This is a genomic window from Aeromonas salmonicida (assembly GCF_028355655.1).
GTDB lineage: Bacteria > Pseudomonadota > Gammaproteobacteria > Enterobacterales > Aeromonadaceae > Aeromonas > Aeromonas salmonicida.
The window spans coordinates 1162868-1182723 of record NZ_CP110645.1; the positions used below are offsets into that span (position 1 = coordinate 1162868).

Below are 19856 nucleotides of genomic sequence, written 5' to 3' on the forward strand. Positions count from 1 at the left end.
CGCAGGCTCCCTGCCGATCAAGACTTGTGCCTGTGAGGCTGTTAGCTGGCTAGAAGGTCAGCACCTTGTCGGCCGCCAGTGTCCATTGGGCCAGCAGGGGCAGGGTTCCGATCTCGATCCCCTCAATGAGGGGCAGCGCCGTGATGCCGCGGGCATCGGTGCAGGTCTTGCAAAGACGGATGGCTGTGCCCTGTGCCAGCAGTATCTCCAGCATCTGGCGCAGGTTGTAACCCTCGGCCGGGGCTTGCCCCGCCAGGGCGGCACTGACAGCGTCGGACATCAGGAACAGCTGCAGGCTGGCGCCACCCTGCTCGCCCAGGGCAATGGCCAGACGCAGGGTATTGAACAGGGACTCGCTGCCATAGGGGGCGCCGTTGGCAATAATGACAATTTGTTGATTCATAAGAGACTCCATCACGAAAACCCCATTGTAGACCTGGCCGGCCTGCATAGGCGTGATGTTGCACAAACTCTGTCGTACCGGTTTGCGCATGACTTGACCCGGTTGGCCGAGTACGGTCTGATAGGCGACCATCAAACATGACAGAGGAATGAGGTCGTTATGTGGAAGGTTTTCGGAATAAGTATGCTGCTGTTGGCCGGTCAGGCTTATGGCAGCCAGCAGGTCGGCTGCAAGGCTAGGCAACAGGCAGTGGCGGACCAGCTGGTCTTCGCCAAGGCGCACAATAATGCGGATCAGATAGCTGGGCTGGAGCAGGCGCTGCGCAACATAGAGGCCCACTGTACCGATGACGGTCTGTTCAAGGAGCAGCAGCAACGGGTAGCCAAGCTGAAAGAGCAGGTGAACGAGCGGCTGCTTGAGCTGCAAAATGCGCGTGTGTCGGGCAAGCCGGACAAGATCGCCAAGAAGCAGGCCAAGCTGGAAGAGGCCCAGGCCAAGTTGCTGGCCGCCCAGAGCGAGCTGGATGCCCTGAGCAAGCTGATCAAACCCTGAACGACGAATTGCACAATGAAAAAGCCGGGCATGCCCGGCTTTTTCATTTTTCAGCAGGCACTCATGTCAGAGCCCCCGTCGACCCACCATGTTGGCTGGCACTACCCAGGTATCGAACTCCTGCGCCGTGAGGTGGCCGGAGGCGATGGCGGCCTCCCGCAGGCTGAGCCCCTCACTGTGGGCCCGCTTGGCTATCTCGGCCGCCTTGTCGTAACCGATGTGAGGGTTGAGTGCTGTGACCAGCATCAGGGAGCCGGCCAGCAGCTCGTCTATGCGGGCCCGGTTCGGTGTGATGCCGGTGGCGCAGTGATCGTGGAAGCTCTGCATGCCGTCGGCCAGCAGACGCACGCTCTGTAAAAAGTTATGGGCAATCAGTGGGCGGAAGACGTTCAGCTCGAAGTTGCCGCTGGCGCCGCCTATGTTGATCGCCACGTCGTTGCCCATCACCTGGGCACACAGCATGGTGAGCGCCTCGCACTGGGTCGGGTTGACCTTGCCGGGCATGATGGAGGATCCGGGTTCATTTTCCGGAATGAGCAGCTCACCGAGCCCGCTGCGGGGGCCGCTGGCCAGCCAACGCACATCGTTGGCGATCTTCATGAGCGACGCGGCCAGCGTCTTGAGGGCGCCGTGGGCATGAACCAGGGCATCGCTGCTCGCCAGCGCCTCGAATTTGTTGGGGGCGCTCACCAGCGGCAGGCCCGTCTGCTCCGCCAGGGTGGCCGCCACGGCATCGGCAAAACCGGGTGGCGTGTTCAGACCGGTACCGACGGCCGTGCCCCCCAGCGCCAGCTCGCACAGATGGGGCAGGGCGGCTCGAATGTGGCGCTCCCCCTGTTCCAGCTGGGCAACCCAACCGGAGAACTCCTGCCCCAGGGTGAGCGGAGTGGCATCCTGCAAGTGGGTGCGGCCAATCTTGACGATGTCGTCGAAGGTGTGGGCCTTGCGGGCCAGCGTCGCGCTCAGGGTGATCAGGGCGGGCAGCAACTGCAGCGTGATGGTACTGACAGCGGCCAGGTTCATGGCGCTCGGGAAGACATCATTGCTCGACTGGCTGAGGTTGACCTGATCGTTGGGATGGACGAGACAGCCCTGCCCCCGCGGACCGCCGAGCAGCTCGCTGGCCCGGTTGGCCAGTACCTCGTTGACATTCATGTTGGTCTGGGTGCCCGAGCCTGTCTGCCAGACGCGCAGTGGAAACTCTTCCTCATGCAGGCCGCACAGGACTTCATCGGCGGCGCTCATGATGGCCTGGGCCGTGCGGGCGGGCAGCAACCCCTTGGCGTGATTGACCCGGGCGCAAGCAGACTTGATGCGGGCCAGGGCACAGATGAGCTCGGCGGGTTGGCGCTCTCCCGAGATGTCGAAGTGGAGCAGGGAGCGTTGGGTCTGGGCGCCCCACAGCCGTTCGGCCGGCACTTCTATGTCCCCGAAGCTGTCGTGTTCGATCCGTGTCGTCATGGCATACTCCCGTCTAACAAAACAAGGGGCGAGGGAAGATCCCTTGCCCCTTACAGCATGGCAAACCGCAGGTTCGGCGGCTCAGATCAGCACCTCATCTCTATGCTCCCTTTTTCATGGGCAGTCAGCCGTGAGGGCTAAAGGGGGTCAACTTCGCCAGCGGGGTGGCATTCATGAATTCCTGCACCTCCTCGCCGTGTTTGAAGATCTTGTAGCTCTCGCCGCGGGCGCTCCAGTATTCGAGGGTGTCGCCGCTGCTCTCACCGCTTATCTGCAGCAGGCTGGCTTCGCGCAGGGCCACCACGTATTCGCTCGGATTGATGGCGCAGAACTCCGCCAGACGTTCGTCGCGGGTTTCGCCCATGTGACCGCTGATGCTGGCATCCAGATAATGAGGGTTGATCTGCAACGGGAACAGGCCGAGCGCAGGCAGCACGGCGGCGTTGCACACCGGCATGTCGTTGGTGGTGCGAATGCTGGGGGTTGCCACATTGCAACCTGCGCTCCAGCCCACATAGGGCACGCCTCGCTCGCGCACCGCGCGCTGGATTGGCACGACCAGACCATATTCGTGCAGCAGCTGGTTCAGGCGCCAGGTATTGCCACCGCTGATGAAGATGGCATCAGCCTGATTGATGGCATCCACAGGGTCATCAAACTGATGAATACTGATGGCTTCCACCCCCAGACTCTCGGTGAGATCGCGGGCGCGGGCATCCCAGTCGCTGCGGATCACGGCGTAGGGGATCAGCAGTATGCGTTTGACCTGTTTGCGGGCGAGCAGGGTTTGCACCCTATCCCGGGCCCAACCGAGCAGACCCGGAAATTCGGTGGCTTTACCGTTGCTGAGAAGAAGCAGTTCCATGAAGCGTGTCCTCGATGAGTGAAAGCGGAGGCATCATCGCCAGAGCCTGGCGACAAGAGTCCCCATTCTAGCCTCATTGGTGCCCGTGTTCTGTGATCCCGTCGCCCCACCTTGGCAATGGCACTCATTGCTGTGCCCCTTGGCGCTTGCCGTGACCAAGGGCGGTTCACTTTGTTTGAAAACAATCAGGGGGCCCGCGGGCCCCCTGATTGTTGAAAACACCATCAAGTTAGTCGAGCTTGAAGTCGACCCACACCAGCCGGTGATCCGAGCTGACTCCCTTGGCGATGCCGAGCTTGGCGTCGTACACCAGGTGATAGCCCGGCTCGAAGCTGGCGGGCCAGAACACGCCCGAGGCGACCGCGTTCAGGTTGGCGGAGGGTAGCAGGTGATCGAGCTGCAGGCCGCTGCTGCTGGTGATGCGCTCCGGGGTGGGGCGCTTGTTGTTGCGCTTGCACTGATCCGGCTGGCTGGCGAGGCATTCGGGGCCGCCCTGGCTGACCGGAATGATGGCGCCGTTGGTGACCGCCTGGTTGACCAGCACATGGTTGTGCAGATCCTGAATGGCGGTGAGATCCCCGTCGCCAATCTGGGGATCGGCGTTGAGATCCCCGGCGATGACGAACTTGGCGCCCTCGGCCAGGCCGCCGGCCTTGCCCGCGTCATCCACTATGTAGCTGGCGGTCTCCACGTAGTCCTGCCAGAAGGCGACTTCGGCGCGGTTGTGCTTGACGTTGTGGCGCGCCGCGTTGCCGAAGATGGGCGGGGTCGGGTGGGAGATGAGGAAGTGGATCACCTCCTCCTTGTCGCCGCGCTTGATGCGCACCGGCACGTCGGCGTGGTTCTTGGAGGAGAGCGGGAATGCCTGCCAGGCGGCGTCGTCATACCAGGCATCGCCGCACTGGCGGCCCGCCGGGATCGGGGCCTTGGGGTTGCTGCAGTCGTCGATGACAGGGTTCGATTCGCCGGGCATGTCCTTCCACTTGAAGTGCTGGAAGGTGCGGATCTGCTTGGTATCGATGGGGTACTGGGACATGACGGCGAAGGCGTACTGGCCGTGGTAGTTGCCAAAGCCCCAGGCGTCGTCCGGCCCTGTGTTGACCTTGCCATCCAGGTTGAGGTCATGGCCGCTCATCAGGCCTGTGTTGGTGGCGAAGTTTTGCAGCACAGGGTAGCTGATGGCCTGCACCTCGCTGTGCTGGGCGTGGGCCAGGTAGTTGTCGTTGAACGCCTTCAGGTCGGCGGTATTTTCGCCTTTGCCGTCGTTGTCGAATTCGTTGAGCAGGAACACATCCGGCCGAGTGCGCTGCACTATCTCGGCGATATTGCGGATCTGCTGCACGTCCAGGGCTTTGGTCTTCTCTGCGCCGCTCAGGCCGCCGTCGGCGAGGCGAGCCAGCAGGGTGTCCTGCTCGGCGCGTGTCAGGGCCAGTTCCCCGCTCAGCATGCCGGGAGCGGTGCGATCAAAGGAGAGGTTGAAGGTAGCGAAGCGAACCATGGTATCTGGAGTCTCGGAGTCATTGTTGCTGTGACAGCCTGCCATCAATCCGAGGGAAATGGCAGCGGCGAGTAGGGACTTGCTGATTTTTTTCATTGTAATATTCCGTAGCATCAATAAGTTATACCTCATGGCACCAGAGCAGAGGCGCGCCCATTATAGGGAGCGCAACGTGGGGATGGGCACCGGATGGGTCAAAGTGTGAGTCCATTCACAGAGCAAATTCAGCGGGAGGCGAGATGAGTCGGCGGCAAACGGCCCTGGTGGTCGAGGGGGGCGCCATGCGCGGCATTTTTGCCGCGGGTGTGCTGGATGCCTTTTTGGCACAGGGCCGGACGGCGTTCGATCACTGTATCGGGGTCTCGGCGGGAGCGGTCAATCTGGCGGCTTTTCTGGCCGGTCAGCGCGGACGCAACCACAGCGTCATCACGGACTACTCCTGCCGCCCCGAGTTCATCAGTCTGGCCAGATTCGTGCGTGGCGGTCACTGGCTCGATCTCGACTGGCTGTGGGAGATCACCATCCGCGAGTGCCGACTCGATCTGGCCCGCTTTGCCGTCAATCCGGTGCCGCTGACAGTGGTGACCACCCGGGTCTCGGACGGTCAGGCCGCCTACCTCAAGGGTAATGCGGCCGAGCTGGAGCAGCAGATCAAAGCCTCCTGTTCTGTGCCCCTGGTCTATCGCGACTTCGTACGCATCGGCGGGGAAGCCATGACGGATGGCGGGGTGGCCGACTCCATTCCGGTGCGTCATGCCTACGAGCAGGGGGCGCGAGATATTACCGTGGTACTCTCCCGCCCCCTCGGCTATCGCAAGCGGGCGCCGCGTCTGCCTGCGCTGCACCGTTATCTGCTGCGCCAGACCCCGGCCCTGGCTCGCGCCAGCCTGGCGCGCCATCGCAGCTACAACGACGCCATCGACTTCATCCGTCAGCCACCGGCGGATTGCCGCATCCGGCTCATCTACCCGCCGGCGGGCTTTCGGGTCGGTCGCATGACCACAGACAAGGGGCGGCTGGAGCAGGGTTACCAAATGGGCTGGCAGGCGGCCCTGGATTATCTGGCGGCCGACCGGGCCCAGTTTTGAATCGTATGGCGGCTCCGCCCGGGGCCGCCATCATGAAAAACCATGGCGATGCCGCTGTGGGTCAGGGATGAATCATCCCGCCCGCCACTTCCTGTCTTGATTACCAGAGCCAGCGTTTGCTCGTCCGCTTAATATGCAGCTGGATAATAGTTTGCGATATTTAAAGCAAAATGGTCAGCATTGCCGGCATGAAAAAACATCACTATTAAGTTGAGCTAAATAATCCACGAGTCAAATTGTGACGGAATAATAAAACCGGTGGGGAACTTTCCTGACTGGTGCTTTTTAATACGCCAAGGTATTCATTAAATATGTTTTTATTCAGATGCATAGAGTGAGTTTGCTTATGCGAAATAGATTGTTAGCGCTGGGTTGAATCTCTTTACATTAATGGCGAATTGATAGCCTGACTTAATCTCGGCTACTGTCCCCTCTCGATTCGTTTGGGTAGCAAACGGATACATTCATAATAACGACAGAGACTGGACGCATTGATAAAGAGTCATCTTTATTGATTTTATCCTGCCTAAAGGAGCCGGAATAATGAGTGGTTTATCTTCCCATCAAATTGCCCGTGAGATATTTGCCGAGCTGTTGCCCTATCGTCGCCGCTTCCCCGATCCCATCCTGGACCGGCACAGCGAAGAGCAGGAGGTGGCGGCCATCCAGATCCCCCGGTTGCAAGCCTTCATCGAGCGGGGCGAGACCATTACCTGCGTCTTGCCCGCTTTTCCCACCAAGTCGCCGAACCCGAACAAGGTACTCGGCACTCTGCCGGACATGGCGGAGCGCCTCTCCCTCAGCTTTCTCAATCACCTCTGCCAGCGCATCCAGCTGCACTACCGGCCCGGCATGCGGATCCTGATCTGCTCGGATGGCCATGTCTTTGGCGATCTGATCCGGGTATCGGACCCGGCCATTGATGCCTATCAGGCCCACATAGAGCAGCTGATCCTGGAGCTGGGGGCGACCCACCTCGGGGTCTTTCATCTGGGGATGGTGGCGGGCATGGCCGAGTTTTGCGCCAACCGCGACTTCGACACCCTGCGTGAACAGCTGGTCGAGCGTTATGCCGAGCCGCTGGCGCAGATCAGTGAAGAGGTAAAGACCACGGAGGAGGGGGTTCGTCTCTATCGCGCCATGACTCGCTTCCTGTATGAAGACAGCCAGCTGCCGGACACGCCACTCTCCAACACGGCACTGCAGCGGGATGCCAAGTCGCGCACCCACGGCGTGATCCAGCGCAGCCGCGCCTGGGGCAAGCTGCTGGCGGAGCGCTTCCCCGAGGCCATCCGTCTCTCCATTCACCCCCAGGCCAGCCACAGCCTGAAGATGGGCATTCACATGCTGCCGACCCGGGATGACTGGCTCACCCCCTGGCACGGGGTGGCGGCCAATCTGGATGGCCAGTTCGTGCTGATGAAACGGCGCGACGTGCTGGCCCTGGAGCACGAACTGGTCCATATCCACGGCCGTCCGAGCCACTACCTGATCCGCAGCAAGCAGGCCGCCGCCTGAGGAGTTCATCATGACTGCATCCATCATCCCCCTCGGCGGCGAGCTCTGCCGCATCCGTCCCCTGGCTCCCTTTGGCCTGCTGATCGAACCGGCCAGGAGCGAGCAGCCGGTACAGGCTCTGCCGGTCGGATCGCTGCGCGAACTGGCCCGTCGCCACGGCGTGCTGATCCTGCGTGGGTTTGCTTCGGGCTTTGTCGACCCCGAGCGGCTGACCCATTACGCCGAGCGCTGGGGCGAGATCATGATGTGGCCCTTCGGTGCCGTGCTGGATGTGAAGGAGCACGAGAACGCCACCGACCACATTTTCGACTCCAGTTATGTGCCGCTGCACTGGGATGGCATGTACAAGCCAACCGTGCCGGAGTTCCAGCTCTTTCACTGCGTGCATGCACCTGCCGCCGATGAGGGCGGGCGTACCACCTTCATCAATACCCGCCAGCTGCTGGTGGATCTCGATGGCGAGCGGCTGGCCCGCTGGGAGCGAGTGCGGATCACCTATCGCATCAAGCAGGTGGTTCACTACGGTGGCGAGGTGAGCTCGCCCCTGCTGGTGCCTCATCCGGTGAGCGGTGAAACCGTCATGCGCTACAACGAGCCGCCGCGCGAGGGGGATCGCTTCCTCAACCGGCATGCGCTGCAGATCGAGGGGATCCCGCCCGAGGATCAGGGCGCCTTCCTGCAGGATTTGCACGAGCGACTCTATGACCCCCGTTACTTCTATGCCCATCAGTGGCAGCCCGGGGATGTGGTGATCGCCGACAACCTCGGCCTGCTGCACGGGCGGGAAGGCTTCACCGCCTGCTCGGCACGCCATATCCAGCGGGTCCATATCCAGGCCAGCCCGCTCTGCCTCAACCCGGCGCTGGCGCCGCAAGGGGCGGCGTGATGGTGACCATTTTGCTGGTGGCCACCGCCACCCCGGGCCACGTCAATCCCATGCTGGCGGCGGCCCGCCTGCTGGTAGAGGAGGGGCATAGGGTACTGATGCTGTGCGGCGCCCTGTTCGAAAAAGGGATCCGCCAGAGCTGCGCCGAATTTGTGTCTTTCTCCCCCGAAGTGGATTTTGACTACCGGGCGCTGGAGCAGCACTTCCCCGAGCGGGCCGAGTTGAGCGGCACTGCCCAGATGGCGCTGGCGCTCAGGCGTTTCTTCGCCGCGCCCATCCCGGTGCACGACCGCCGGTTGCGGGCGCTGATCGCTGAAGAGGGGGTGGATCTGCTGCTGGTGGAGAACGGCTTCTACGGTGTGCTGCCCTTGCTGCAGCAACCCCATGGCAGGCCAGTGCCGATCCTGATGCTGGGGGTTAACCCGGTCTCCTTCTCGAGCCCGGATGCCATCTTCTATGGCCCGCGCATCCCCCCCGAGCTGCGCCTCTCCCTTGGCGAGCTGCCATGGCTGGATGAACAGACCCGGCAACTGCAGGCCGAGGTGCAGCAGAGCTTCGATGCTGCCCTGGCCGAGGCGGGGGCGCCGCCGCTGGCGGCCCCCTTCACCGATGTGATGGTGACGGCGCCGGATGCGTTCCTGCAGCTCTCCTGCGCCGGCTTTGAATATGAGCGACCCGAGCTTGAGGGGCTGATCCGTCATATCGGTCCCCTGTTGCCACCCATGATTGCGTTGACGCCGCCGCCCTGGTGGGAACGGCTGGATGGGCGGCCGCTGGTCATTGTCAGCCAGGGCACCCTGGCCAACGTGGATCTGGGGCAACTGCTGATCCCGGCCATGCAGGGGCTGGCGGGTGACGAGGTGCAGTTGCTGCTGACCACGGGCGGGCGGGATCCGGCGCTGCTGGGGCCATCCATCCCCGCCAATGCCATCGTCACCGACCATGTGCCGTTCGAGCTGGCGCTGCCCCGTGCCGCCGTGCTGGTGACCAACGGCGGCTATGGTTCTGTGCAGGCCGCACTGGCCCACGGTGTGCCATTGGTGGTGGCTGGCACAGGGGAGGACAAGGCCGAGGTGGCTACCCGGGTGGCATGGAGTGGCGTTGGCATCAATCTGCACAGCAACGAGCCGACGGCAGAGGCCGTGGCTGCGGCAGTGCGCAAGGTGATGCACGAGCCCCGCTATCGGGCACGGGCGCGCCTGCTGGCCGACGAGATGGGGAGGCTGGATGCCAGGGCCGCCATCAGGGAGGCTGTGACCCGCCTGCTGGCCAGAGCCTGCTGAGGAGAGGGAGACCCATGGGTCTCCCTTTTGTTCATGCTCTACTCATTTGCTGATTGTTAGCTTGGCAAGGGTAAAAATGACAAGTCAGGGGCTGTGAATAGACTGTTCATGCAAAAAGAGCCATCCTGACGTTGAAATTTTGTCCGACTCAGGGAAGAATGCGCGCTCGGTGATTGGCCTCGGGCGCAAGGTGACTCGTCACAGGTCAGACCGAGGATGACACGGCCCCCGGCCAACTTGGTACAGGAAACCACACAGGAATTTTATGAATCCTTTTCGCACTGCCGCTTCGGCCCTTTTATTTACGCTGACGCTGGTCAGCTATCAGGCTGCTGCCGTTGAATACCAGCTGCCCGCTGCCAATAGCCGCCTGATCGGTGAGAACCTGGAGTATGTGGTACCCGCGGACAATCGCCCGCTGGAGCAGATCGCCTCCGACTTCCAGTTGGGTCTGACCAACATCATGGAGGCCAACCCCGGGGTCGATCCCTATCTGCCGACACCGGGCAGCAAGCTGATCATTCCTCATCAGCTGATCCTGCCAAATCCGCCCCGTGAAGGGATCGTCATCAACGTGGCCGAGATGCGCCTCTATTACTACCCGAAAGGCAAGAATGTCGTCGAAGTGCTGCCCATCGGTATCGGCCAGCTGGGGGTGAATACCCCGGAAAACTGGATCACCAAGGTTGAACGCAAGCGTGCCAACCCGACCTGGACTCCGACCGAGAACATCCGTCGCCGTTATGCGGCCCAGGGCAAGACACTGCCTGCGGTCTGGCCCGCGGGTCCGGACAACCCCATGGGTCTGCATGCCCTCTATATCGGCAACCTGTATGCCATCCACGGTACCAACGCCACCTTCGGCATCGGTCTGCGAGTGAGCAGCGGCTGCGTGCGCCTGCGCGCCGACGACATCAAGTACCTGTTCGACAACGTGCCGGTCGGCACCCGCGTCCAGTTCGTCAACCAGCCGGTCAAGTCCACGGTCGAGCCCGATGGTGGTCGCTACATGGAAGTCCATGAGCCACTGTCACGCAACGAGGAAGAGTTCAACTCCTCGGCGTCCGTGCCGCTTCCCATGACTCCTGCCATTACTCGCTTCATCGCTCATGCCGACAGCGACTCCAATGTGGTCAAACAGGTGCTGGAACAGCGCACCGGTATGCCGACGCGTCTCAACCCCTGAGCCTGATGGCTTGAATGTGAGACTCGGTAATGACAACGGCGACCCTATGGTCGCCGTTGTTGTTTCTGTCCTCGGCAGTGGGGGATTATTTGTGGCTGATGGTGACGATCGCCATTGTGCGGCCTTCATCGACCCACTGGTAGGAAACCTGACTGTGGGAGAGGCTCATTGACGCCTCTCTTGCCAGCTGTTGCAGATCAACTGTCTCGGTTGTTTGTGAGGGGCCGGAGAGGCAGGTGACCTGCATCTGCTTCTCTTGCTGGTTGACGCGGCAGGCATCTTCCACGATGGCGCCGCTGAAGGTGATGCGTCCTGTGCTGCTTGCCGAAGCGGCCTGTGCCATCGATATGCCCAGTGTGGCGAGGGTGATCGCCATTGCGATTGTCTTCATGCAGACCTCCATATTGTCTTGCACTTTGGTAGGAAACCGCGTTTTCATTGCCTTGCATTGTCAGTATCGACGGTGCCAGGCGGGGCATGAGCATTATTTGACCATTAGTCAGCAAGCTCCAAGCCACAGGTCAGAATAAAAAAGAGGGCAACCCTTGGGGTTGCCCTCTTGCTGTTCAGAACGGGACAAAGTGCCATTTTCTCTTTAAATGCGGGGGTTACTTGCCCGCAATGTTCAAACCACCAAAACGGATCAGCGGCGCGTAGAAGCCCTTGCCATCGTTGTGCTTCAGACGGTCACCGACCGCTTCCAGCTCGCCGAGCAGGCGGTAGAAGTTGCCTGCGACCGTGATGCCGCGCACCGGCTGGACTCGCACACCATTTCGGCACAGGAACCCTGACGCGCCGAAGGAGAAGTCACCGCTCACCGCATCAGCCCCTGAGTGCAGGCCATCGAGTTTGACCAGCTCCAGATACTCGCCGGTTTTGACCTCTGCCTCGCTGTGGGGACCTGTGCCAAACACCAGATGGCGAGTGGTCACATCCAGCGCGCTGCGGGCGCTGCGGGCGGCCGAGCCGTTGCTCGCCACACCAAAGTGGTGGGCGGTGGCGCTGTTGTGGAGCAGGGTTTTCAGCTCTCCCTCGCCAATCAGCAACAGATCCGAGGTGGCTGTCCCCTCGCCATCGAACGCCTTGATGTTCATGCCGCCCGGCATATAGGCCCGGCTCTCCAGGGTGAGCCAGCGGGAAGCCACAGACTGGCCCACCTTGTCTCGCCAGGGGTTGATCCCCTGTTGGGCCCACTTGCCCGAGAGCGCTGCCTGGAAGCAGCCAAACAGGCTGGCGAAGCAGTTGGTGCTGAAAATGGCACTGTAGCGACCGCTCGGTACCGCTTCCCCCGGCAACAGGTCATGGGCCACGGCGTAGATCTGTTCGATAAGGGTCTGGTTATCCAGCTCGTCGAAGCGGCGGCCATACTGCCCTTGCGAGTGCATCGACTGGCGGCCATCCCGCTCCACCAGCGCCGAGGTATAGCAGCCGACGCTGAATTCACTGTGCTGGCAGAGGCTGCCCAGGCTGTTGGCGAGCCAAAGGCTGCTCTCTCCCTCGAAGAAACTGTTGTAGGGGGCGCCGGTCACATCAGGTTGTGCCAGCATATCCGCCTCGAGGCGCAGAGCTAGGGCGATCTTCTCCTCCACCGCTGTGGTATCGGGCTGGTTTATCTCAGCGCAGTCGGTGCTGATCCGGCTGCCGGCAACCGAGATGCACTGATCCGGGTCCACCTTGGCAAAGCGGCTGGCATCCAGTGCATCCTGCAGCATGGCATCGAGGGCCGCCTCATCGAGGGATTCCGAGTAGGCAATGCCGACCCGTCCATCCTTGATCAGACGAATGCCGAGCTGCTGACTGCTGGTGACCTTGTATTCCCCGAGCTCCCCCTTGTCGGCCTTGAGGGAGAAGGCTTTGTCCTGATTGGCGATGATATCCGCCTCGGCGCCCAGATCGGCGACCTTCTCCAGCAGGCGGGTGAGCAGGTTGTTCATATCGAGTGTGCTCATCAGGCGTTCCCTCCTACCAGGATCTTGTCAACTTTCAAGGCGGGTTGGCCGACAGACGTGGGTACCGAGCCCGAGACGGAGCCGCACATGCCGGCGGCCAGCGCCAGATTGCTCCCGACCATGGAGATCTCTTTGAGCACTTGCGGGCCCGTGCCGATCAGGGTCGCCGATTTGAGCGGGCGGGTGATCTTGCCGTGCTCGATGAGATAGGCCTCCTGCACGTTGAAGTTGAACTCGCCGGTACCCGGTTGCACCGAGCCGCCCCCCATCTTCTTGGCATAGATGCCGTGCTCGACCGTGGCCAGCATATCGTCGAGGCTGTGGTTGCCCGGTTCGATATAGGTGTTGCGCATGCGCGAGGTGGGAGCGTATTTGTAGGATTCGCGCCTTCCCGAGCCGGTGCGGGCGTAACCTGTCTTGAGGGCGCCCATTCTGTCCACCAGAAAACCGGTCAGCACGCCGTCTTTGATGAGCTGGGTGTGCTGGGTCGCCATCCCTTCGTCATCGACGTTGATGGAGCCCCAGGCGTTGCTCTGCAAGCCTTCATCCACGGCGCTGACTGCCGGATTGGCGATCAGCTGGCCCATTTTGTCGTGGAATACCGAGGCCTTCTTGGCGACCGAGGTGGTCTCCAGCAGGTGGCCGCAGGCCTCGTGAAAGATGACGCCGCCAAAGCCGCTCTCCATGATGACCGGCAGGGTGCCGCTCGGGCAGGGGGCTGCACCGAGTTTCACCAGCGCTTGGCGAGTGGCAGTGAGGGCCAGCTCGCGCGGATCGATACGATCTGCGTGTTCCCAGCCCATCAGGGCGCCGGGCGCCTCATAGCCCACGCTCTGCTCGCTCCCCTCAACTGCGATGGTCTGGGCCATGATGCGGTTGTAGTGGCGGCGATCGCTCACCTGCAACCCTTCGCTGTTGAAGATCTCCACCTCCTGCTCCCAGCCCAGCACATTGCCGGAGAACTGGCTCACCTTGCTGCTCTCGGCGCGGGCCACCGCATCCATGGCGTGCAGATAGGCAATCTTCTGCTCCAGCTGCTTGTCGGCCGACAGCGGCAACGCCACCGGGTTGCGATCGGTCAATCGGGTGAAATCGAAGGCGGTGGCGGTCACCACTGGGTCGCGTCTGTCTTTGGCCGCCAGCAGAGTGACGATGCGCAGCAGCTCGTCGCGGCTGGCCAGATTGGTGTAGCCGTAGAGCACCTTGTGGCCGTAGCACAGGCGCACGCCTATGCCGAAATCGAGGCCGCCACTGATGTTCTCTATCTGGCTGGAGAGCAGGCTGAGCTGGCTGCGGCGCTTGCGCTCCACAAACAGCTCGGCGAAGTCAGCACCCAGCGCCAGCGCGTGATCGAGTACGTCGCGGGCAATGGCGGGGGCCAACAGGGAGAATGGGGTCATAGAATATCCTTTTCTGGTCTGTTCCTGTTTGCTTCCGACACCCGTTCTGATTGTGTTATGGGGTGTCGATTGCATTGTTGCAGACCAGCACAAAAAAGTCGCTATAGCGTCAAGCGATGATACCGATTGAGAAAATCGGTGCGATAACTGCGCCCGGACGGCCAATGCATCGGGACACTGGCCGCCGGTCAGGGGCTCACAACAGTTCGTGGATCTCGCCGAGGATCTGGTCGACCCACTGCTCGATGCGGGATTCGGTCTGGTCATACTGGTTGGCGTCATCGAGGGCCAGCCCGACGAAATGCCGGCCATCGTCGATCAGCGCCTTGGAGGCGTCGAACTCGTACCCTTCGTTTGGCCAGTAACCCACCAGTTTGACCCCCTTGGGCACCAGCTGATCGTGCAGGAGGCCCAGGGCATCCTGATACCATTCGCCATAGCCCAGCTGATCGCCCATGCCAAACAGGGCTATGATGCGCCCCTCCAGATTGACATCGGCTATGTCTTCCCAACGGGATTCCCAATCTTCCTGCAGTTCGCCGAAATCCCAGGTGGAGATGCCCAGGATCAGGATGTCGTACTCCTGCATGCGGACAAGGGGCACATCCTTGATGTTATGGATATCGACCAGCTCGGGGCCAATGAGGGCGCGGATCTTCTCGGCGGCCATCTCGGTGTAACAGGTGGTGGAACCGTAAAACAAACCTATCTTCATCGCACTGTCCTTACCGTAAAACAGATCGCTCTTTATCCTGGCGGCGCGTGGGGCGTACGCGCCCGGAGGCAACAGGGAGGGGCGCCAGTTTAGCAGATAGACTGACGCCCTTCACGGGGCAAGCGTGGCGCAGGCCCTCAGATCCCGCTGTCGTCCGGCGCCGGGCGCGCTACAATGAGCCACCGTTTGCCCAAGACCCAGTACCATGACCAAGCCAGCCCCCGCCGTGCACAATCATCCCCTGATCGAACCCTTTCTCGACGCCCTCTGGCTGGAGCGGGGACTCTCTGACAACACTGTCAGCTCCTATCGCAGCGATCTGGAGAAATTTGCTTTCTGGCTCGACGGGCAGGGGCGCTCTTTGTTGCTGGCGGGGATGGATGACATCCAGCACTATCTCGCCTGGCGGGTGGACCACCAGTTTGCCGCCAGCAGCACGGCTCGCTTTCTGTCTGCCCTGCGCCGCTTTTACCAGTATCTGAACCGCGAAAAGCTGCGCAGCGATGATCCGACCGTGTTGCTGGAGGGGCCCAAACTGCCCAAGAAGCTACCCTCTGATTTGAGTGAAGCCGAGGTGGAAGCACTGTTGCAATCACCGTTGGTGGACGACCCGCTGGAGCTGAGGGACAAGGCGATGCTGGAGCTGCTCTACGCCACAGGGCTGAGGGTATCCGAGCTGGTGGGGCTCACCGCCGAGCATGTCAGCCTGCGTCAGGGGCTGGTGCGGGTGATGGGCAAGGGCAACAAGGAGCGACTGGTGCCCATGGGGGAGGAAGCGGTGCACTGGCTGGAGCGTTACTACCGGGAGGCCCGTACCCTGCTGCTGGGGGGCACCAGCTCGGATGTGGTATTTCCCTCCAAGCAGGCCCGTATGATGACCCGTCAAACCTTCTGGCACAGGATCAAGCTCTATGCCCAGCGTGCCGGTATCCGCGGGGAGTTGTCTCCCCATACCCTGCGCCACGCCTTTGCCACCCATCTGCTCAATCATGGCGCCGATCTGCGGGTGGTGCAGATGCTGCTGGGCCATGCGGATCTCTCCACTACTCAGATTTACACCCATGTGGCCAATGAGCGACTCAAGGCGCTGCACGGCGAGCACCATCCACGTGCCTGAGTCGCCGACGCGCAACAAAAAACCGCCCGAGGGCGGTTTTTTTAAACACACGACAGGGGTTGGCGCTTATTTTCCCTGTTGGGATTTGAGCAGATCGCGAATTTCGCTCAGCAGCTCCTGATCCTTGGTGGGACCGGCGGGGGCGGCTGCCTCTTCCTGCTTCTTCTTGAGGGTGTTGATGGCTTTGAGCCCCATGAAGATGGCGAAGGAGATGATCAGAAAATCGATGATGGTCTGGATAAATTTGCCGTAGGCGATGACCACGGCCGGGGTCGCACCCTCGGCGGCCTTCAGGGTCACGGCCAGATCGCTGAAGTCCACACCACCCAGGATCAGGCCGATGGGTGGCATGATGACGTCGCCCACGAAGGAGGAGACGATTTTGCCGAAAGCGGCGCCAATGATGATACCGACCGCCATGTCGATGACGTTGCCTCGGGCGGCAAAGGCCTTGAACTCTTGAATCAGACTCATGTTTCCCTCCAAAAATGGGTAAATTGCAGCCGTCGCCGCATCAAAATTTGAATAATCAAGCATCAGGAAAACAGAGGATGGCCGCTTTTTTCCTGTCGTCACGGTTAGCTTGCTGGGCCTCTGCCCAATTGGCAACCTGTCAGGGAGGGATTTTTTTGCAGGTCTCTCTATTAATCAATCAGTAATTAACAAGTTGAGGCCAGGACATGGCCTGAGTTACCTTGTGAGTCCATTCGTTCATGCCAAGTGAGTAAAAGAGTGAAGCATTTACTACTGGGAATGATGCTGCTGTGCACCTTTGCTGCCAGCGCGGGGATGGATCCCCAATTATTGAAACAGCGTATAGAGCAGCGCCTCGGGGTGCAGGTCTATCTGGTGGATGAAACCCCCATGCCCGGTCTCTTCATGCTGGGCACCAGTCAGGGGCCGCTCTATGCCGATGCCGGGGGCGACTATGTGCTTCAGGGCATCATGCTGGATCTGGGCCACGACATGAAAAACCTCACCATGCTGGGTCAGCGTCAGCAACGTCAGCGGGCGCTGGCCCAGATTGGCGAACGGCGTATGCAGCTCAAGGCCGAGCCCGAGCGTCACAGCGTCACCCTGTTTACCGATCTGACCTGCCGCAACTGCCGTACCGCGCTGGATGAGTTGCCCGTTTTGCAGGCACAGGGGGTGAGTGTGCAGTTACTGCCAGCGCTGGGTACCTTCGCCGATGTGGCAGAGGCACAGGCACTCTGGTGCGATCCTGGCCTGTTCAGCGAACTTGAGCTCAGTGATCGTTTGCCTGCGACCGGCTGTAATGAGATCCTTGCCTATCATATCGGCCTGAGCCAGTGGCTCGGGATCAAGGCGCTGCCGAGCTGGGTCCTGCCAAACGGGGATCTGGTGCGGGGTTATCAGAGCCCTGAACAACTGCTCAAGATACTGGATCACATCAATGCCCCTGCAAATCCGTCGTCGTCCGCGAGTTGATGATTCCCATCTGCCCGCTACTTTGCACCCACTGCTTCGTCAAGTCTTTGCCAGCCGGGGGGTAGAGGATCCTGCCCTGCTCGAGCGCAGCGCCAGCCAGTTGTTGCCGCCCCAGCGCCTGTTCGGCATGGAGCAGGCGGTGCCGCTGCTGGCGGCGGCGCTGACCGCCCAGCAGCGCATCCTGATCGTCGGTGACTTCGACTGCGACGGCGCCACCAGCTCGGCCCTGTGCGTGCTGGCGTTGCGAGCAATGGGCGGCCACCACATCGATTTTCTGGTGCCCAACCGTTTCGAATTCGGCTATGGCCTGACCCCCGAGATAGTCGAGCTGGCGGTGGCGCGCGGCGCCGAGTTCCTCATCACGGTGGACAACGGCATCTCCAGCATCGCCGGGGTGGCGGCGGCCAAGGCGGCCGGCATGCAGGTTCTGGTCACCGATCATCACCTGCCGGGCCAGGAGCTGCCTGCTGCCGACGCGATAGTGAACCCCAACCAGCACGGCTGCGACTTCCCCTCCAAGTCCCTGGCCGGGGTGGGGGTGGCCTTCTATCTGATGGCGGCCCTCAACACCCATCTGCGCCAATTGGGCTGGTATGAGCGCCAGGACATTCGTGCCCCCAATGTGGCGGATTATCTGGATCTGGTGGCGCTCGGCACAGTCGCCGACGTGGTGGCGCTGGATGGCAACAACCGCATCCTGGTGCATCAGGGGTTGCAGCGGATCCGGGCCGGTCGCTGCCGTCCCGGCATTCAGGCTCTGGTGGACGTGTCGGGCCGCGATGGCCGCCGCCTCACCGCCGCCGACCTTGGTTTCGCGCTGGGACCGCGTCTCAATGCCGTGGGCCGGCTCGATGACATGTCCCTCGGGGTCGCCTGCCTGCTGAGCGATGATCTCAATCTGGCGCGCCAGCTCGCCTCCGAGATGGACAGCCTCAATCAGGAGCGCAAGGAGATCGAGCAGGGGATGCAGCAGGAGGCACTCGCCACCCTGGAGCAGATCCGGTTTCGCGATGGCGAAGTGCCCTCCGGTATAGTGCTGCACCGCAACGAGTGGCATCAGGGGGTAGTGGGGCTGGTGGCCTCCAAGGTGAAGGAGAAGTACTACCGCCCGGTGATCGCGTTTGCCGAGAGCAGCGAGACCGAGCTCAAGGGTTCAGGTCGCTCCATTCCCGGTGTGCATCTGCGCGATGCCCTCGAACTGCTCGATACCCGCCATCCGGGCCTGATGGGCAAATTTGGCGGCCACGCCATGGCGGCGGGGCTGACCCTGCCCAAAGCCAATATCGAGGCCTTTGGCCGCGCCTTCGAGGCGGTGATCGGCGAGCTGGTGACCCCTGAGCTGCTGACTGGAGTACTGCTCACCGACGGCGAACTGCTGCCGGATGAGCTCAGCCTTGAGCTGGCTGAGCTTATTCGCGCCTCCGGCCCCTGGGGCCAGGCCTTCCCCGAGCCGCTGTTTGACGGCGAATTCGTGCTGGTGCAGCAGCGGCTGGTGGGGGAAAAACACCTCAAGATGATGCTGACCACGGATTCGGGCCATGCGGTGGATGCCATCGCCTTCGGGGTCGACCTCAAGCGCTGGCCGGATGCCTCGGTAAAGCGGGTGCGGCTGGTCTACCGACTCGATGTCAACGAGTGGCGCGGCAACCGCAGCGTGCAACTGCTGGTGGAGCATCTGGAAGCGGCCGGTCTCTAGTCCGGCAGCAATAGCGCTCTGTTGATGAAAACGGCCACCCTCTGGTGGCCGTTTTGTTATCGGAGACGGCGCTCATCACGCCTGATGGACTCGAGTGTCAACAAGAGGGACCGGTACGCTCCCATTTTCATCTCAGCTTTTAAATGCCGATTTTGTGGGTAAAGTAGGTGTTTCACATCAAATTTCGCTGCGTACTGGATGCAAGAATTCAATAAATAACGCATCTGTGATATATTCGTCCCCGTTCAATCCCTTGCCTTTTCAAGGAGCCTGACCTCTTGCCACCCCTTGGCCGATCACAGCCGGGATGGATGGCTCTCGCCATCGCCTGCTTACTGTGGCTTGCTGCGTTTACCGCGGCAGGGGTCACTGCATCCGATCTGCCGGCATCTGTTGTGTCTGCGGCCCAGATGCAACTGCACGGGGCGTCCGATCAAGGGTTAGCAAACAGTGTCAGTCTGCCACCTGCCGCTCATTGGCGGCTCGGCGTCGAGCAGGGGCGCCGGCTGGAGGGGGCCAATCACCCCCATTTCGACCAGATGCTGCTGGCCTGGTTCCAGCACGACATCCTGGGTTTGCTCTGTGGTTTGTTGTTCTTCCTGCCCCTCATCTACCTCAGGCAGCTGTCCAGCTACTTGGGGGACCTTCATAAACGGCTGCTGTTCGGCCAGCATCTGCAATTTCGCTTCTGCCATGGCGACTCGTGTCCGGCTTGTTGCTGAGCGCGCACCGGATCCCGGCTTCTTCTCGTCGATAGACAACTGGCACTCGCCTGCTGGCTGATGCCGGG

General features: G+C 61.5%; 19 protein-coding genes. 10 read left to right on the plus strand and 9 right to left on the minus strand.

Annotated features, from left to right (window positions below; translation table 11 throughout):
• Nucleotides 1-49: 49 nt before the first annotated feature.
• Nucleotides 50-403, minus strand: a complete 354-nt coding sequence (locus ONZ54_RS05745) for a DsrE/DsrF/TusD sulfur relay family protein (protein WP_058393899.1) — start codon at nucleotides 401-403, stop codon at nucleotides 50-52.
• Between the two features lie 159 nt (nucleotides 404-562).
• Here ONZ54_RS05745 and ONZ54_RS05750 point away from each other — a divergent pair, with 159 nt between their 5' ends.
• Nucleotides 563-955: a DUF1090 domain-containing protein gene (locus ONZ54_RS05750; protein ID WP_058393767.1), complete on the plus strand. Its 393-nt coding sequence runs from the start codon at nucleotides 563-565 to the stop codon at nucleotides 953-955.
• Between the two features lie 66 nt (nucleotides 956-1021).
• Here the strand turns inward: ONZ54_RS05750 and fumC are convergent, their stop codons facing one another.
• The 3 genes from fumC to ONZ54_RS05765 all read right to left on the minus strand — a co-directional run bounded on the left by fumC (nucleotide 1022) and on the right by ONZ54_RS05765 (nucleotide 4875).
• Nucleotides 1022-2416, minus strand: coding sequence for a class II fumarate hydratase (fumC, locus tag ONZ54_RS05755; protein WP_271787671.1), 1395 nt, complete (start codon nucleotides 2414-2416; stop codon nucleotides 1022-1024).
• A 124-nt stretch (nucleotides 2417-2540) separates the two neighbouring features.
• Nucleotides 2541-3281, minus strand: a complete 741-nt coding sequence (gene pepE / locus ONZ54_RS05760; protein WP_021138151.1) for a dipeptidase PepE — start codon at nucleotides 3279-3281, stop codon at nucleotides 2541-2543.
• A 229-nt stretch (nucleotides 3282-3510) separates the two neighbouring features.
• On the minus strand, nucleotides 3511-4875 hold the full coding sequence (locus ONZ54_RS05765) for an endonuclease/exonuclease/phosphatase family protein (protein WP_271787672.1): 1365 nt from the start codon (nucleotides 4873-4875) through the stop codon (nucleotides 3511-3513).
• A 143-nt stretch (nucleotides 4876-5018) separates the two neighbouring features.
• Here ONZ54_RS05765 and ONZ54_RS05770 point away from each other — a divergent pair, with 143 nt between their 5' ends.
• The 5 genes from ONZ54_RS05770 to ONZ54_RS05790 all read left to right on the plus strand — a co-directional run bounded on the left by ONZ54_RS05770 (nucleotide 5019) and on the right by ONZ54_RS05790 (nucleotide 10740).
• Complete coding sequence (locus ONZ54_RS05770; RefSeq protein WP_271787673.1) at nucleotides 5019-5867, plus strand: patatin-like phospholipase family protein; 849 nt, start codon at nucleotides 5019-5021, stop codon at nucleotides 5865-5867.
• Nucleotides 5868-6410: 543 nt separating this feature from the next.
• Nucleotides 6411-7385 carry an isocyanide synthase family protein gene (locus ONZ54_RS05775; protein ID WP_271787674.1) on the plus strand — a complete coding sequence of 325 codons (975 nt, stop codon included), beginning with the start codon at nucleotides 6411-6413 and terminating at the stop codon, nucleotides 7383-7385.
• Nucleotides 7386-7395: 10 nt separating this feature from the next.
• The gene (locus ONZ54_RS05780) at nucleotides 7396-8271 is read left to right on the plus strand and encodes a TauD/TfdA dioxygenase family protein (RefSeq protein WP_271787675.1); all 876 of its coding nucleotides are present in this window, start codon (nucleotides 7396-7398) and stop codon (nucleotides 8269-8271) included.
• Nucleotides 8271-9554, plus strand: coding sequence for a glycosyltransferase (locus ONZ54_RS05785; RefSeq protein ID WP_271787676.1), 1284 nt, complete (start codon nucleotides 8271-8273; stop codon nucleotides 9552-9554). The genes ONZ54_RS05780 and ONZ54_RS05785 overlap by 1 nt, the downstream gene beginning before the upstream one ends.
• Nucleotides 9555-9819: 265 nt before the next feature.
• Entirely contained in the window at nucleotides 9820-10740 is a 921-nt protein-coding gene (locus tag ONZ54_RS05790) for a L,D-transpeptidase family protein (RefSeq protein WP_271787677.1), read from the plus strand.
• Nucleotides 10741-10825: 85 nt separating this feature from the next.
• Here ONZ54_RS05790 and ONZ54_RS05795 read toward each other — a convergent pair whose 3' ends face one another.
• The 4 genes from ONZ54_RS05795 to fldB form a co-directional block, all read right to left on the minus strand.
• The gene (locus tag ONZ54_RS05795) at nucleotides 10826-11131 is read right to left on the minus strand and encodes a hypothetical protein (RefSeq protein WP_005317463.1); all 306 of its coding nucleotides are present in this window, start codon (nucleotides 11129-11131) and stop codon (nucleotides 10826-10828) included.
• Nucleotides 11132-11348: 217 nt separating this feature from the next.
• Nucleotides 11349-12689: a TldD/PmbA family protein gene (locus ONZ54_RS05800; RefSeq protein WP_271787678.1), complete on the minus strand. Its 1341-nt coding sequence runs from the start codon at nucleotides 12687-12689 to the stop codon at nucleotides 11349-11351.
• Nucleotides 12689-14089 (minus strand): TldD/PmbA family protein, encoded by a 1401-nt coding sequence (locus ONZ54_RS05805; RefSeq protein ID WP_125607204.1) that lies wholly within the window; start codon nucleotides 14087-14089, stop codon nucleotides 12689-12691. Before ONZ54_RS05805 ends, ONZ54_RS05800 begins: the two co-directional genes overlap by 1 nt.
• A gap of 196 nt (nucleotides 14090-14285) precedes the next feature.
• Nucleotides 14286-14804, minus strand: coding sequence for a flavodoxin FldB (gene fldB / locus ONZ54_RS05810; RefSeq protein ID WP_005317454.1), 519 nt, complete (start codon nucleotides 14802-14804; stop codon nucleotides 14286-14288).
• A gap of 205 nt (nucleotides 14805-15009) precedes the next feature.
• On the opposite strand from fldB, the gene xerD reads away from it, so the two are divergent.
• On the plus strand, nucleotides 15010-15921 hold the full coding sequence (xerD, locus tag ONZ54_RS05815; RefSeq protein WP_271787679.1) for a site-specific tyrosine recombinase XerD: 912 nt from the start codon (nucleotides 15010-15012) through the stop codon (nucleotides 15919-15921).
• 66 nt (nucleotides 15922-15987) lie between these two features.
• On the opposite strand, the gene mscL is transcribed toward xerD, so the two are convergent.
• Entirely contained in the window at nucleotides 15988-16395 is a 408-nt protein-coding gene (gene mscL, locus ONZ54_RS05820) for a large-conductance mechanosensitive channel protein MscL (protein ID WP_005317444.1), read from the minus strand.
• A 258-nt stretch (nucleotides 16396-16653) separates the two neighbouring features.
• Here mscL and ONZ54_RS05825 point away from each other — a divergent pair, with 258 nt between their 5' ends.
• The 3 genes from ONZ54_RS05825 (at nucleotide 16654) to ONZ54_RS05835 (ending at nucleotide 19788) form a co-directional block, all read left to right on the plus strand.
• Nucleotides 16654-17370, plus strand: a complete 717-nt coding sequence (locus tag ONZ54_RS05825; protein ID WP_271787680.1) for a disulfide isomerase DsbC N-terminal domain-containing protein — start codon at nucleotides 16654-16656, stop codon at nucleotides 17368-17370.
• Nucleotides 17336-19066 (plus strand): single-stranded-DNA-specific exonuclease RecJ, encoded by a 1731-nt coding sequence (gene recJ / locus ONZ54_RS05830; protein ID WP_271787681.1) that lies wholly within the window; start codon nucleotides 17336-17338, stop codon nucleotides 19064-19066. The genes ONZ54_RS05825 and recJ overlap by 35 nt, the downstream gene beginning before the upstream one ends.
• 311 nt (nucleotides 19067-19377) lie before the next feature.
• On the plus strand, nucleotides 19378-19788 hold the full coding sequence (locus ONZ54_RS05835; RefSeq protein WP_059111439.1) for a hypothetical protein: 411 nt from the start codon (nucleotides 19378-19380) through the stop codon (nucleotides 19786-19788).
• The last annotated feature ends 68 nt before the right edge of the window (nucleotides 19789-19856 follow it).